Origin of the sequence: Halomonas sp. SH5A2, assembly GCF_014263395.1 — a bacterium.
In the GTDB taxonomy this organism is placed as follows: Bacteria; Pseudomonadota; Gammaproteobacteria; order Pseudomonadales; family Halomonadaceae; genus Vreelandella.
In genome coordinates, this window is the sequence record NZ_CP058321.1 from 3,805,894 (window position 1) to 3,820,719 (window position 14,826).

12 protein-coding genes are annotated in these 14,826 nt (G+C 55.2%); 1 reads left to right on the forward strand and 11 read right to left on the reverse strand.

Annotated features, from left to right (window positions below; all coding sequences use genetic code 11):
- Nucleotides 1-16: 16 nt before the first annotated feature.
- The 5 genes from HXW73_RS17545 to HXW73_RS17565 all read right to left on the reverse strand — a co-directional run bounded on the left by HXW73_RS17545 (nt 17) and on the right by HXW73_RS17565 (nt 6,904).
- Entirely contained in the window at nt 17-1,129 is a 1,113-nt protein-coding gene (locus HXW73_RS17545; RefSeq protein ID WP_186254304.1) for a hypothetical protein, read from the reverse strand.
- A 626-nt stretch (nt 1,130-1,755) separates the two neighbouring features.
- Nucleotides 1,756-3,585, reverse strand: coding sequence for a glutamine--fructose-6-phosphate transaminase (isomerizing) (glmS, locus tag HXW73_RS17550; protein WP_186254305.1), 1,830 nt, complete (start codon nt 3,583-3,585; stop codon nt 1,756-1,758).
- Between the two features lie 15 nt (nt 3,586-3,600).
- Nucleotides 3,601-4,968, reverse strand: coding sequence for a bifunctional UDP-N-acetylglucosamine diphosphorylase/glucosamine-1-phosphate N-acetyltransferase GlmU (gene glmU / locus HXW73_RS17555; RefSeq protein WP_186254306.1), 1,368 nt, complete (start codon nt 4,966-4,968; stop codon nt 3,601-3,603).
- 1 nt (nt 4,969) lies between these two features.
- Complete coding sequence (locus HXW73_RS17560; protein ID WP_186254307.1) at nt 4,970-6,088, reverse strand: FAD:protein FMN transferase; 1,119 nt, start codon at nt 6,086-6,088, stop codon at nt 4,970-4,972.
- A 15-nt stretch (nt 6,089-6,103) separates the two neighbouring features.
- Nucleotides 6,104-6,904 carry an undecaprenyl-diphosphate phosphatase gene (locus tag HXW73_RS17565; protein ID WP_186254308.1) on the reverse strand — a complete coding sequence of 267 codons (801 nt, stop codon included), beginning with the start codon at nt 6,902-6,904 and terminating at the stop codon, nt 6,104-6,106.
- Between the two features lie 173 nt (nt 6,905-7,077).
- On the opposite strand from HXW73_RS17565, the gene HXW73_RS17570 reads away from it, so the two are divergent.
- On the forward strand, nt 7,078-8,271 hold the full coding sequence (locus HXW73_RS17570; RefSeq protein ID WP_186254309.1) for a cation diffusion facilitator family transporter: 1,194 nt from the start codon (nt 7,078-7,080) through the stop codon (nt 8,269-8,271).
- Nucleotides 8,272-8,287: 16 nt separating this feature from the next.
- On the opposite strand, the gene mgtE is transcribed toward HXW73_RS17570, so the two are convergent.
- From mgtE to HXW73_RS17600, 6 genes are all read right to left on the reverse strand, one after another.
- A complete protein-coding gene (gene mgtE / locus HXW73_RS17575; RefSeq protein ID WP_186254310.1) occupies nt 8,288-9,670 on the reverse strand; it encodes a magnesium transporter in 1,383 nt (460 codons plus the stop codon).
- 197 nt (nt 9,671-9,867) lie between these two features.
- Nucleotides 9,868-10,296, reverse strand: a complete 429-nt coding sequence (locus HXW73_RS17580; protein WP_066315695.1) for a F0F1 ATP synthase subunit epsilon — start codon at nt 10,294-10,296, stop codon at nt 9,868-9,870.
- 24 nt (nt 10,297-10,320) lie between these two features.
- Complete coding sequence (atpD, locus tag HXW73_RS17585; RefSeq protein ID WP_186254311.1) at nt 10,321-11,700, reverse strand: F0F1 ATP synthase subunit beta; 1,380 nt, start codon at nt 11,698-11,700, stop codon at nt 10,321-10,323.
- 73 nt (nt 11,701-11,773) lie between these two features.
- Nucleotides 11,774-12,661: a F0F1 ATP synthase subunit gamma gene (atpG, locus tag HXW73_RS17590; protein ID WP_186254312.1), complete on the reverse strand. Its 888-nt coding sequence runs from the start codon at nt 12,659-12,661 to the stop codon at nt 11,774-11,776.
- A 68-nt stretch (nt 12,662-12,729) separates the two neighbouring features.
- A complete protein-coding gene (atpA, locus tag HXW73_RS17595) occupies nt 12,730-14,274 on the reverse strand; it encodes a F0F1 ATP synthase subunit alpha (protein WP_186254313.1) in 1,545 nt (514 codons plus the stop codon).
- Nucleotides 14,275-14,290: 16 nt separating this feature from the next.
- Nucleotides 14,291-14,824 carry a F0F1 ATP synthase subunit delta gene (locus tag HXW73_RS17600; protein WP_186254314.1) on the reverse strand — a complete coding sequence of 178 codons (534 nt, stop codon included), beginning with the start codon at nt 14,822-14,824 and terminating at the stop codon, nt 14,291-14,293.
- Between the last annotated feature and the right edge of the window lie 2 nt (nt 14,825-14,826).

Consider the following 14,826-nt stretch of genomic DNA (forward strand, 5'->3'; position numbering starts at 1 on the left):
CCATTAGCGCTCTAAATCAGTTGCCGATACTCACATTGCTGTGAGCCGCGACGTTGGTACCCGCTACCTGGGAGTTGTATAAACCAGTGGTCACGTTCATGTTGCTGATGCCGCCGAATACCCCAGCCGCCACGGACACATTGGCTGCGCCTGTTGCCAAACTTGCAGCACCGCCATTGCCACCGTTGCCACCATTGCCACCATTACCGGCCATTGCAGCAGCATCACCGCCAGTCCCTTGACCGCTGCCACCGTTGCCACCGTTGCCTGCGCCGCCGTTACCACCGCTAGCTGTGGCTTGGCCGCCATCACCGCCATCGCCGCCCGCACCAGAAGCCGAACCGGTGCCAGAACCAGTACCAGAACCGTCACCTGCGGTTCCACCCGCTACTGAAGAACTCGCCGGAGCATCGCCATTGGTACTATCACCGTTGGTGGCCGTATTCGTGTTGTCATCGTCGATGTCATCGGCTGTGACAGACGCATAGCCTTCGGCAGTACCACCCTGAGCATCGGTATCGCCATTGGCAGCGTCTGCATCACCCGCCTCGCCATAGCCGTCACCGTATCCTTCAGCATAGCCTTCGCCATCGCCACCTTCGTAGCCATTACCACCATCGGCAGTGGCACTACCGCCATAGCCACCCTCTCCCTCGCCACCGTCACCGCCGGTGCCTTCACCGTAGCTACTGGCGTAAGCCTCCCCGCCAACACCGCCAACAGCTCCAGTGGCTCCGTTACCGCCATAGACGTTGATACTAGCGCCGCTGACTGAGGAGCTCATCTCTTGCATTGATATGACATTGGTCGAAGTCGATGTCGAAGTATTGTTTGACTCGCTCATCGCCCAGGCGTCTCCACCACGGCCCGTTGTCCCCCCAGCGCCACCCATGCCACTTCCGCTGGCGCCCCCAGCCGTACCGTCACCACTGGTGAGACTATTGTCATCGGGACTCTCATCAAAGTCACCGTCGATATTGGCATAGACACTACCTCCGGTGCCCTGACCAGACCCACTGGCGCCGTTCGCGCTTCCACTGCTGCCGCCCGTCGCATCGGCCTGCGCCATAGAGATTGCCATCACAATGGCCAGTAGAGGCGTACCTGCTACTACGAGATATTTTTTCATGTTCATTTCTCCATTGTTTGGGTCTGCGAACTTTCGCCATCGTCCTTAACGTTCAATTCTGAACCCTTGAATAACGCTTATTGCTCGCAGCCACCAACCTAGGAGCATGATCTATGCCAGTTGAAATCCAACCGGATATAATCAACTGTAAGAAAAGGAAATTTATAAATTCCGGGCATTTTGATCCCACCAAGACCCTGCCATATGGATTTATAACTTGATGATGTGTGTTTCATCTACGGAACACTTGAACGATAAATGTCTTAAATTGCAGAGTATTCTTTTTAAAAACAGTTATTTTCTAACATCCCATAAAGTGCAACGAGAACGTTACACTAAGGAATGGTAAAAAACTGACTAGATCATTGATCAAATGGATAATTTTTTTGACTAATTAAGCAAATACCAATGCGATAGCTACTAATCCAGAAGTTTTTATCAAGTTGGAAAAGTAGTTATGGGGGATATGTCGCTTTGCGCTATGAATAGGGGCGAGCACAGCGTGTAAACATCCATCAGCGGCGTGTAAGCCACCGAGGAATACTGAGCTGGATTTTTGAAGGAAGGTAAATCACATTTGTGATAAAGAGGCGGCAATTATCTTGTGGCCGCCCCTTTTTCAGGCGCTACTCTACCGTGACGCTTTTCGCCAGGTTTCGCGGCTGGTCCACGTCAGTACCTTTTAGAACCGCGACATGATAGCTCAACAATTGCAACGGCAACGTGTACAGCAACGGGGTCAGCGCTTCGTGGATATGCGGCAAGCGTAATACCCGAATATCGTCGCGTTCTTCAATCCCCACCTGCTCGTCGGCAAACACAAACAGCTGTCCTCCCCGCGCCCGAACTTCCTGAAGATTGGACTTGAGTTTTTCCAGCAAATCGTCGTTAGGGGCTACCGAAATCACCGGCATATCGGCATCCACCAGCGCCAGTGGACCATGCTTCAGCTCTCCGGCCGGGTAGGCTTCCGCATGGATATAGGAAATTTCTTTAAGCTTCAGTGCACCTTCAAGGGCAACCGGAAAGTGGGCACCACGCCCCAAAAATAGCGCGTGATGTTTTTCAGCAAACGCCTCTGACAGCAATTCGATTGCCGGGTCCAACGCCAGCACTTGTTGGCAAAGTGCGGGTAAGGCCTTTAGCGCCGATACAATATCGGCGTGATGATCATCGCGTCCATGTACCCTGCTGATCGACAGTGTCAGCAACATCAGTCCGATAAGCTGGGTGGTAAAAGCTTTGGTCGACGCGACACCAATTTCAGGACCTGCACGAGTCATCAGGGTCACATCCGATTCGCGCACCAATGAGCTACCTGGCACGTTACAAATGGCCAGCGTACCCACGTAATCCAGCTGTTTTGCATAGCGCAGTGCCGCCAGGGTATCGGCGGTTTCACCGGACTGGGAAAGCGTCACAAATAACGTACCTTCCGGAACCACGGGATAGCGGTAGCGATACTCGGACGCGACTTCCACCTGTACGGGGATACCGGCATAACGCTCTAACCAGTAGCGTGCCACCAGGCCAGCATGATAGCTGGTGCCACAGGCAATAATATGGATTTGCTTGGTGGATTGAAAAATAGCTGGAGCATCGGGGCCAAAGCTTTCAACCAAGACGTGATCATCGCTTAAACGCCCTTCAAGCGCGGCTCGGATCACATCAGGCTGCTCGAAGATTTCTTTTAGCATGAAATGACGGTAGTTGCCTTTACTCGCCGCGCCGTCGCCATGCTCAAATGTCTGAATTGGTCGTTCAACCGCTTTTCCATCGCGGTCGACGATACGAATAGCACCCTGCTCTCGTAACTCGACCAGATCACCTTCCTCCAAATAAATGAATCGGTCGGTAACCTGCAACAGCGCCAAAGGGTCTGAAGCTAAAAATGCTTCATCAATACCGACACCAACAACCAGAGGGCTGCCCTGCCGTGCGCCGACGACAACATCCGGGGCATTGGCGCTCATCACGCCTAACGCATAAGCGCCGCCCAAGCCGTTGATAATCTGCTGGGTGGCATCAAATAAACTAAGGCCGCTATCCAGCTTTTCGGCGAGTAAGTGAGCAATAACTTCAGTATCGGTTTCAGAGGTAAAACGGTAGCCGCTGGCTTGAAGCCGGTCTTTAATAGCTTCGTAATTTTCGATAATGCCATTGTGTACAACGGCAACTTGGTCACCGCTTTGATGAGGGTGCGCATTGGCCTCAGAGGGTTTTCCATGAGTAGCCCAGCGGGTATGGGCAATCCCTGACTTTCCTGGTAATGCAGCTTCATCGAGCTTACTTGAAAGCGCTGCTACCTTACCTGTCGCCCGGTGGCGCGTCAGCGAACGGCCATCATAAACCGTCATACCCGCCGAGTCGTAGCCGCGGTATTCGAGACGTTTCAGTCCTTCTAATAAAATTCCCTGGACGTTGCGCTGGGCAACGGCGCCGACTATGCCACACATAGGCCTTCCCCTTGTTCAGTCGTGATGCTTGAGTGGACGCTGCCAGTCACTTTTCTCGAGTTGACGCCCCCGCGATACGGCCAGAGCATTATCGCTGACGTCTTTAGCGATAGTCGAGCCAGCCCCCACCGTGGCACCCTCTCCAATCGACACTGGCGCCACCAGGGCGGTATTCGAACCGATGAAGGCATGATCACCAATCGCTGTTCGATGCTTGTTCGCGCCATCGTAGTTACACGTGATAGTACCCGCACCAACATTAACACCACGCCCCAGACGCGCATCACCCACGTAGCTCAAGTGATTAATTTTACTCCCTTCACCGACATCGGCATTTTTTGTCTCGACAAAATTACCGACTTTTGCTTTGACCGCTAACCGGGTACCGGGGCGCAATCGAGCAAAGGGCCCAATCTGATTAAGTCCAGCGGCCACTGTGTGCTCGATAACACTATGCGAATCCACGCTGCTCTCGGCACCGATCGTACTATTTTTAATCACGCAGTAGGGACCAATACGCACCCCCTCACCTAATTCAACCTCGCCTTCAAACACGCAGCCCACATCAATAAACACATCGTGGCCACAGTTCAGGCTGCCGCGCACATCAAGCCGTGCCGGGTCAGCCAACGCCACTCCCTGCTCCATGAGTTTCTCAGCGACTTGGGCCTGATAGGCGCGTTCCAGGCGTGCCATCTGGGCGCGGTTATTGACGCCTTCGACCTCGATGGCGGTGGAAGGTTGGGCGGTGCAAACCGTGACACCGTCGCTTTCGGCCATGGCAATCACATCGGTCAGGTAATACTCGCCCTGGGCATTATCCGCCGAAAGCCGAGGCATCCAGCGTTTCAATTGCTCGCTGGTCATCGCCATCATGCCCGTGTTGCACTCAGTAATGGCAAGTTGCTCCTGGCTGGCGTCTTTCTGCTCAACGATCGCCACGGCCTCGCCTTCTGAATTGCGCACAATACGCCCATAGCCAGCGGGGTCTTCTAACGTAACGGTTAAAAGCCCCATATGCTGATCATCCACCTGATCCAGCAACGCCGCCAGTGAATCACGGTGGATCAATGGGACATCGCCGTACAGCACCAGGACTTTACCACTGCCCAACTGCGGTAGCGCTTGGGCGACCGCGTGACCAGTGCCTTTTTGCTCGGCCTGAACAGCAAACTTCACGGGATAATCAACCAGCGCCTCGCGCAGTTGGTCGGCGCCATGGCCAATCACGACATGCGTGCGCGATGGACGTAGTCCTGCGGCCGTATCCAGCACATGCTGAACCATTGGCTTACCCGCCAGCGTATGCAGCACCTTGGGGGTCTGAGAACGCATTCGCGTGCCTTTACCGGCCGCGAGAATGACAATATCGAGTTCTTGCATATTAATTACCTGTCGCGGTTTCACGGTCGTCCGCGCGGGCAGACGCAATCTCTATATCTAACGATTCAACGAGCTCATCTCCGAAGTGCTGGGCAAAGGCAGGGCTTGCCATGCTTCGCCATTGATCCCCCTCGCGTATCAGCATCAGAACATTCAAGTCTTGCTCGCGGGCCATCGCCATACCGTCCTCATTACCCGCGACCATCAGCGCGGTCGCCCAGCCGTCAGCCCAGGCATTGGAGGGGTGAAAGACCGATGCCGAGGCCAGGTCGTGGGTAATCGGCTGACCCGTGCGTGGGTCAATAGTGTGCGAATAACGCTGGCCGTCAGCTTCAAAGTAATCCCGATAGTCGCCTGATGTCGCCACCGAGATCGAATCAAGCGGCAGCACATGCCTTGCACGCTGTTGGCCGTTTTCCGGGACTTCAATACCGACGCGCCACGCGGTCTGTTCATCGACATCTCGAACGCCGCGGGTAATCAAATCACCACCCAGATTTACCAAATAATTCTCGATCCCCTGCTGATCCAGATAGGCGGCGACACGGTCGGTGGCGTGGCCCTTGGCAATGGCTGAGAGATCGATAAAGACGTCGCGGGTACGCCGCGCCTCAAGCGCCTGCGTATCCAGTTCAATGGCATCGAAGCCCACCCGCGCCAACCGTTCACTAAGTTCTTCATCTGATGGCACTTCTTCAGGTCGAGCCTCAGGACCAAAACTCCACAGATTGACCAGGTCACCGATGGTAATGTCGAAAGCGCCCTCACTTGACTCGGCAATTGACTGGCTAATCGCCAATACGTCGATAAGTCCGTCGGATAAAGGCTGCCATTCGCCTAGCGGCGATCGATTGAAGGCCATCAGCTCGGCGTCGTCGCGGTAGGTCGACATCGACTGATCGACACTTTCCAGTTCCTGCTCGATACCCGCTTCAATCTCGTTGACTTGCCCCTGGGTGAGCGAATCGGCCATTGTTACTTGATAGAAGGTACCAAATATATTGCCTTCCAGTTTAACCGGTGATTCCAGCGGCCGATCGGTTTCCGAGCAGCCTGCCAACACTATCGTTAGCAGCACGGCTACACCGTAATAGCGCCACAAATGACGACCCTGTCGCATCGTTGTTACTCCGCCTTAACCATGAAAAAACCATAGCAGCCAAACACCCAAAAGTACGCGATAAATAACAAAGGGCTGCATACCCAATTTTTTAATCACCACTAAAAAGTAGTGAATACATAAATAAGCGCTAATACCGGATAGCAGTGTTCCTACTACCATTGCCATCCACTCTATCTCTTCTGGCTCGCGTATTATTCCTAATACTTCTAGTCCACCTGCTAACACGATCACTGGAATAGAGAGGAGAAAGGAGAAACGGGCGGCCCCTTCTCGGCTCATCCCCACCATTAGCGCCGCCGTAATGGTAATCCCTGAACGTGAGGTACCAGGAATCAGCGCCAATACCTGGGCACCACCAATAATTAAGACATCCTTGAGACGTAACTGGTATTCGCTTCGCTCACCCCCTTTACGCCAATCGACATATCCCAGCAATAACCCGAAACCAATCAAACTGATCCCGATGATCAAAGTAGAGCGCATCTGATCTGCAATCAGGTCACGGGTTAAAAAGCCGATGACACACACTGGAATCGTTGCCAAGATAACCCAGAACCCCAAGCGAGCATCGTCATCCACGCGCTCCCCTCGGACGGCAGCTAAAGCGCTGGTGATCATTTGCCAAATGGCTTTTCGAAAATAAAGCACGACGGCAGCCAGACTGCCTAAATGCAGGGCAACGTCGAATGCCAGTCCCTGGTCATCCCAAGGCGTTAGCACGGGCACTAAAATTAGGTGGGCAGAACTCGAAATAGGTAAGAATTCCGTCAACCCCTGAACAACGGCCAACATTACGACCTGAAGCCAATCCATTGCTTATCCTCATCTACTCTCGGTTGAGGGGACATATTGGCGTTTAAGGATACACATCCTGGGCAAGCTTGTCCGCCGTTTGCATTCTTCAACCGCTTGGGACTATAGAGCATGCCGATGAGTACGCTACAATGGGCGCCTATTCGCCAAGGGGCGTCCCTGCAAGGTACCTCATGACTCAGCGCGTCGACTCATCGGTTATTCAAGATACCCAGCTGCAAAGCCGTGAAGCAAAGCGTGTCACCTACATTGGTGCTTGGCTCGATGGGCTGCTGAGCATCGTCAAGGTCGCCATCGGGTTGGTGGTCGGTTCCGCGGCGTTGATTGCTGACGGAATTCACTCATTATCTGATTTAGTCACTGACGGTTTTGTCCTGGCGGCCATTCATTACGGCCGTCAGGAGCCCGACAAAGACCACCATTATGGCCATGGCCGGATCGAAACCCTTACCACGCTCCTGCTGGGTAGTGTGCTGATTTTCGTTGCGGGGGGTATTGCCTGGTCAAGCCTGGACCGTTTGTTTAGTGGCGCTGAAGTTAACGCACCCGGCGTGTTCGCCATTGTAGTGACGGTCATTGCATTACTCAGTAAAGAGTGGATCTACCGCTACACCATGCAAATCGCCAAACGCGTCGGCTCCAAACTGCTTGAAGCCAACGCCTGGCACTCGCGCAGCGATGCCCTCTCCACCGCAGTGGTATTGGTTGCCCTGCTGGGTGCCCAATTTGGCCTGGGTTGGCTGGACGCCGTGGCTGCCATCATTGTCGGTCTACTAGTCGGTAAAGTTGGTTGGGACTTGTTGTGGGAGTCGGCGCGCGAGCTGGTCGATACCGCTCTCCCCGAAGACGCCCAACAGCAGATGCATGACGTCGCCTGCGGCGTGCCTGGCGTAGACAGCGTGCACGACCTGCGTACCCGTCAGTCCGCTGGCTGGGTGATGGTCGACCTGCACGTGGTCGTGGGACCCAAAATCACCGTGTCGGAAGCCCATGAAATCGGCAATGAAGTTAGCCGACGGCTGCGCCGACAGTTCCCTGCATTAACCGATGTGATTTTCCACATTGATCCGGAAGACGACGCCGGCGAGGGCGATCCAAGCCGTTTGCCGGGCTTACCATTACGTCCGGAAGTAGAGGCAGCACTGGATGCACGATGGTACAAGCATCCGGTATGGCGAACGCTCAGCGAGCTACAGCTTCACTACCTGGACGAAAAAATCTCAGTATCGCTGATTATAAGCGATGCGGTTCACCAGCCACCCCAATGCCTGGCCAGCCAGTTAAAAGCGCTGGCCAGCGATATCGAATGGCTGGGGAATGTAGAAGTGATGTTTATTACCCGCGCCGCCAGTCACACGATGCGCTGATTCGCTATTCACACAACTACAAAGGGGTAAGCACCGCGGTGGCAATGCTGAAGTAAATCAGTACACCAGTTGCATCAATCAAGGTGGTGACCAGCGGCGCCGAAGCGGTGGCAGGATCAACCCGAAAACGCTCCAGCACGAACGGCAAGCACATGCCGATCAAGCTGCCAAACATGACGATGGTCACCATGCTGAGTGCGACAATCATGGCCACCGCCTCACCGCCGCGAATCACCCCGATCGGCGCCACGGCAATTGCCATGGTGATGCCCAAGGACCCAGCCACCAACAGCTCACGACCCAGCATTTTTCCCCAGTCTTTTACACCGACGTCACCCGTTGCCATCCCCCGAACCATCAAGGTGGCGGCCTGAGCCCCCGCGTTACCACCGCTGCCAATCAGCAACGGCAGAAAGAACACCAGGGCAACCTGCGCCGCAATGGTGTCCTCAAAATAGGCAATGCCAGCACCGGAAAACAGATTGGCAAATACCAGCAGTACTAGCCAGAACACCCGCTTGCGATATAGCGTCCAAAGAGGAACCCGGCTAACGCCGTCCTCCAACTGACCGATCGACATCCCCTTGTGGATATCTTCTGTGGCTTCCGACTCAGCCACGTCCATGGCGTCATCGTGGGTCACGATTCCTACCATCCGGCCATCAGCATCGATCACCGGCAGGGCCAGCAGATCGTAGCGCGCCACGATCCTAGCGACGTCTTCCTGCTCTTTATCCACCGGCGTACTGATCACATCCTTGATCATGATGTTATCGACCAGCGCGCCCGGACGGGCAACCATTAGTTGGCGCAGTGACATGGTGCCAATCAACTGACCTTCGCTGTCCAACACATAGAGCTGATAGACCGTTTCAGCGTCAGGCGCGGTCTGGCGCACCCGCATCATCGCCTGAGAGACCGTCATGCCACTGGCAATCGCGACGTAATCCGAGGTCATGATAGCCCCGGCGGTCCCCTCCTCGTAGCTGGCCAATCGCTTGAGGTCTTCACGCTCCCTGTGGGCCATGCGCCTCAGCAGCGCTTCACGGCGGTCTTCATCGAGCAGGTTGAACAAATCGGCCCGCTCATCGGAGCCCATTTCTTCCAGCAGCTTGAGTGCATGGGTATCCGAGAGACTGCCTACGACCTCTAGCTGGCTTTCGCCGGGTAGATAACCCAAGACATTGGCGGCGCGCTCGTGGGACAAAACATCGAGTAACGAAAGCGCCTCGGCCAAGGCGTCATCCTCCTCGATCAGATCTTCGAGGATTTCGCCGATATCCGCCGACCGGATCTCACTCAAACGTTCCGCAAACAGTGCCGTGTTCGGTGCGTCCTTTTCAAGCTCGTCAAGCAGCTCGGTTTTTATGACTTGCAGCGTTTCATCGTTCAATGACACGGCATTCTCCTTATACGCTTGCGAAGGCTACGCGGCAGAAATTCCTCATCCTTGCCCTATGCCTAATAACCTAGGCTGCCAACTTGTATTTGCCCTACATACTGTACTAACCCTACAAACTATCAGACAAAAAAACGCCCCTTGAACCCTAATCACGGGTTCAAGGGGCGTTGTGTTTCACGCCAAGCGTGACGGTTTTAGCCTTTACCCGCTTTTTTGCGCAACTGCTGGATCGTTCGCAGCTGGGCAACGGCTTCGGCAAGTTCCGCTGCAGCCCGCGTATAGTCGAGCTCGGATGTCTTGTCGTTAAAGGCTTTCAGCGCTTGCTGACGCGCTTCTTCGGCAGCCGCCTCATTGAGGTCGCTGGCCCGCGATGCGGCGTCAGCCAACACGGTCACGATATCTGGCTGGACTTCCATGAAGCCGCCAGTCACGAAGAAATGTTCTTCTTCGCCACCATCGTGAATCACCCGTACCGGTCCAGGCTTGAGTTCCGTCAGCAGCGGTGCGTGACCGGGGAGAATCCCCAGATCGCCCGTGCTGCCAGAGGCAACCACCATCTCGACCGTTCCCGAGTAGATGGATGCTTCAGCGCTGACGATATTGCATGTGAAGCTATTCGCCATAGCGAATCCCCCTAATGGACGGGATTACTTCTTCATCTGGTTGGCTTTCTCGACCGCTTCGTCGATGGAGCCGACCATGTAGAAGGCCTGTTCCGGCAGGTCATCGTACTCGCCTTCGAGGATGCCCTGGAAGCCACGGATGGTGTCTTTCAGCGACACGTATTTACCCGGCGCACCAGTGAATACCTCGGCCACGAAGAACGGCTGCGACAGGAAGCGCTGGATTTTACGCGCGCGGGCAACGGCCAGCTTGTCTTCGTCAGACAGCTCATCCATCCCCAGAATCGCGATAATATCCTTCAGTTCCTTGTAACGCTGCAGGACACCCTGAACGCCACGAGCCACATTGTAGTGCTCGTCACCCACCACCAGCGGGTCTAGCTGACGCGACGTGGAATCGAGCGGATCGATCGCCGGATAAATACCCAGCTCGGCGATGGAACGTGCGAGTACCACGGTAGCGTCCAAGTGCGAGAAGGTGGTGGCCGGCGACGGATCGGTCAAGTCATCCGCCGGTACATAAACGGCCTGTACGGAAGTAATCGAGCCGGTCTTCGTCGAGGTGATACGTTCCTGCAGAACGCCCATCTCTTCAGCCAGCGTCGGCTGATAACCAACCGCTGACGGCATACGACCGAGCAGCGCCGATACTTCGGTACCCGCCAGGGTATAGCGGTAGATGTTATCGACGAACAGCAGAACGTCGCGGCCTTCGTCACGGAATTTTTCCGCGATTGTCAGGCCGGTCAGCGCAACGCGCAGGCGGTTACCCGGCGGTTCGTTCATCTGACCGTAAACCAGCGATACCTTGTCGATAACGTTGGATTCGGTCATTTCGTGATAGAAGTCGTTACCCTCACGCGTACGCTCACCGACACCCGCGAATACGGAGTAGCCGCTGTGTTCGGTGGCGATGTTGCGGATAAGCTCCATCATGTTGACGGTTTTACCGACACCGGCACCGCCGAAAAGACCGACTTTACCACCCTTGGCAAACGGGCAGACCAGGTCGATAACCTTGATCCCGGTTTCCAGCAGCTCTTCAGATGCTGCCTGGTCGGCATAGCCAGGTGCCTTACGGTGAATCGGCATGCGCTCGTCTTCGCCGATCTCACCCGCTTCATCAATCGGCTCACCGAGCACGTTCATGATACGACCCAGCGTGGCTTTACCCACGGGGACCGAAATCGCAGCACCTGTGTCGGCCACGTCCATGCCACGCTTCAAGCCCTCAGTGGAGCCCATGGCGATGGTGCGCACCACGCCGTCGCCCAGCTGCTGCTGGACTTCGAGGATGGTCTCTACATCAGAGACCTTCAGCGCGTCGTAGACCTTGGGCACAGAGTCCCGCGGAAACTCTACGTCAATCACCGCGCCGATGATTTGTACGATACGTCCGCTCATCTTGGTTCCTCTCAAAAACCTGCAAATGAAACCTGTCTGCCGGGAGCCACGAAAAGGATCGGCTCCCTAGGCATTATACGGCGGCAGCGCCGCCGACGATCTCGGAAATTTCCTGGGTAATGGCGGCCTGACGGGCCTTGTTATAAACCATTTCCAGATCGTCAATCAGATTGCCCGCGTTATCGGTAGCACTCTTCATGGCGATCATCCGGGCGGCTTGTTCGCACGCCACGTTTTCCACGACCGCCTGATACACCTGCGACTCAATGAAACGAATCATCAGGCTATCCAACAACGCCTTGGCATCCGGCTCATACAGGTAGTCCCAGCTTCCGGGACGGGCGTTTTCGTCGTCTTGCTCTGCGTCTTCACCAATATCCGTCGACAGCGGAAGAAGCTGACGTACTACCGGCTTTTGCGTCATGGTGTTGATAAACTCGTTATGCACCACGTACAAGCGGTCGATATTGCCTTCATCGTACGCTTCGAGCATGACCTTGATACTGCCAATCAGACCTTCAACCGACGGTGCTTCGCCTAACCCGCTTTTGGCGGCAACCAGGTTGCCCCCATAATTGCGGAAAAAGCCACTGGCCTTAGCACCAAGAGCGCAGAAGTCCAGTCCGGCGCCTTCCTGATGCCAGGCCTTGGCATCCTTCACCACCGCCTTGAACAGGTTATGGTTCAGACCACCGCACAAACCGCGATCGGTGGAGACCACGATATAGCCAACGCGCTTCACCTCATTACGCTCGACCATATAGTCGTGCTTGTACTCGGGATTAGCGTCGGCAAGGTGGCTGACCACGTTGCGAATCTGCTTGGCGTAAGGCTGGCTGGCCTTCATCCGCTCTTGCGCTTTACGCATTTTCGACGCAGCAACCATTTCCATGGCACTGGTGATCTTCTGCGTATTCTTAATGCTCCCGATCTGGGTGCGTATCTCTTTTGCAGCTGCCATAGCGATCTACCCTTCGTTCGTGGCTCTCAGAAAGCATGCAAACCCGCCTAATACAGACGGGCCAGACATTACCAGCTCTGAGTCGCCTTGAACTTCTCGAGACCCGACTTCAAGCCGTTTTGAATCTCGTCGTTGTAGTCGCCAGTCTGGTTGATCTTGTCGAGCAAGTCGCTGTGCTCAGACCTCATGTAGTCGTGCAGCGCACGCTCGAAGTCCAGCACTTTGTTGACTTCGACATCATCCAGGTGACCTTCATTGGCGGCGTAAAGCGTAAGCGCCATTTCGGCTACCGACATCGGCGAGTATTGGTGTTGCTTCATCAACTCGGTGACGCGCTGACCATGCTCAAGCTGCTTGCGCGTGGCTTCGTCCAGGTCAGAGGCAAACTGCGAAAACGCCGCCAGTTCGCGATACTGCGCCAAGGCTAGACGGACGCTACCGCCAAGCTTCTTGATGATCTTGGTCTGCGCCGAACCACCGACACGCGATACTGATAGACCCGCGTTGATCGCCGGACGAATACCCGAGTTAAACAGGTTGGTCTCGAGGAAGATCTGACCGTCGGTGATCGAGATCACGTTGGTCGGAACGAACGCGGACACGTCACCACCCTGGGTTTCGATGATCGGCAGCGCGGTCAATGAACCGGTTTTGCCTTTCACTTCACCGTTGGTGAACTTCTCAACGTAGTCGACGTTAACCCGTGCAGCCCGCTCCAGCAGACGCGAGTGAAGATAGAAGACGTCACCCGGATAGGCTTCACGGCCGGGCGGACGGCGCAGCAGCAACGATACCTGACGATAGGCAACGGCCTGCTTAGACAAATCGTCATAGACGATGAGTGCGTCTTCGCCGCGGTCACGGAAGTATTCGCCCATGGTGCAGCCGGAGTAGGCCGCCAGGAACTGCATGGGTGCCGGGTCGGCAGCGCCAGCGGCGACGATGATGGTATGTTCCATCGCGCCGTGTTCTTCGAGCTTGCGTACCACGTTGGCAATGGTCGATTGCTTCTGACCAATGGCCACGTAGACACAGGTCACGCCCTTGCCTTTCTGGTTGATGATCGCATCAATGGCAATGGCGGATTTACCGATCTGGCGGTCACCGATGATCAGCTCACGCTGACCACGGCCGATCGGCACCATGGAGTCAATCGACTTCAAGCCGGTTTGAATCGGCTCGTCAACGGACTGACGGGTGATAACACCGGGCGCCACTTTTTCAACGGCGTCGGTCAGTTTAGCGTCGATATCACCCTTGCCGTCGATGGGGTTACCCAACGCATCGACAACGCGACCAATCAGCTCAGGGCCTACCGGTACTTCAAGGATACGACCGGTACACTTGGCGGTCATGCCCTCTTCAAGCAACAGGTAGTCACCCAGCACCACGGCACCCACGGAGTCACGCTCCAGGTTGAGTACCATGCCAAAAACGCTGTTGGGAAATTCGATCATTTCACCAAACATTGCGTCTGCGAGGCCGTGAACTTTCACGATACCGTCGGAAACGCTAACGATGGTGCCCTGATTGCGGGCTTCAGATGCGACGTCAAGCTTCTCAATTCGCTGCTTGATGATGTCGCTGATCTCGGAAGGATTCAGTTGCTGCATGCCATGTCCCTCAGACTCAAGCGGTTAACGCTTCGGAAAGGCGGTTCAATCGTCCACGTACCGACCCGTCAATGACGGTATCGCCAGCACGTAGAATAACGCCGCCAATAAGCGTTTTATCCACCTGAGTAGTAATGGAGATTTTGCGATTCAGACGTTTCTTGAGCGCGTTAGAAAGCTTGGTTTTCTGCTTGCTATCAAGCTTGTAGGCCGATATCACCGTCACCTCTACCCGCTCCTCATATTCAGCGCGCAGGCGCTCGAACTGATCAGCGATGTATGGCAGCGCATTGAGACGACCTTCGCCTGCCAGGGTGTCCAGAAACCGCCGTATAGCGTCGTCACCATCGGGCAACACACTCGCCAGCAGTTCTGCTTTCTGTTCAGTTGCCAGTTTCGGGTTACCCAGCAGGCGATGCACGTCACTGTCAGTAACGGCTAGGCTCAAGGATGCAAGCGCATTCGACCAGTTATCCAGCGCCTCATGATCGCGCGCGTATTCAAACGCCGCCTTAGCGTAAGGACGAGCGACGGTCAGTAATTCCGCCATGG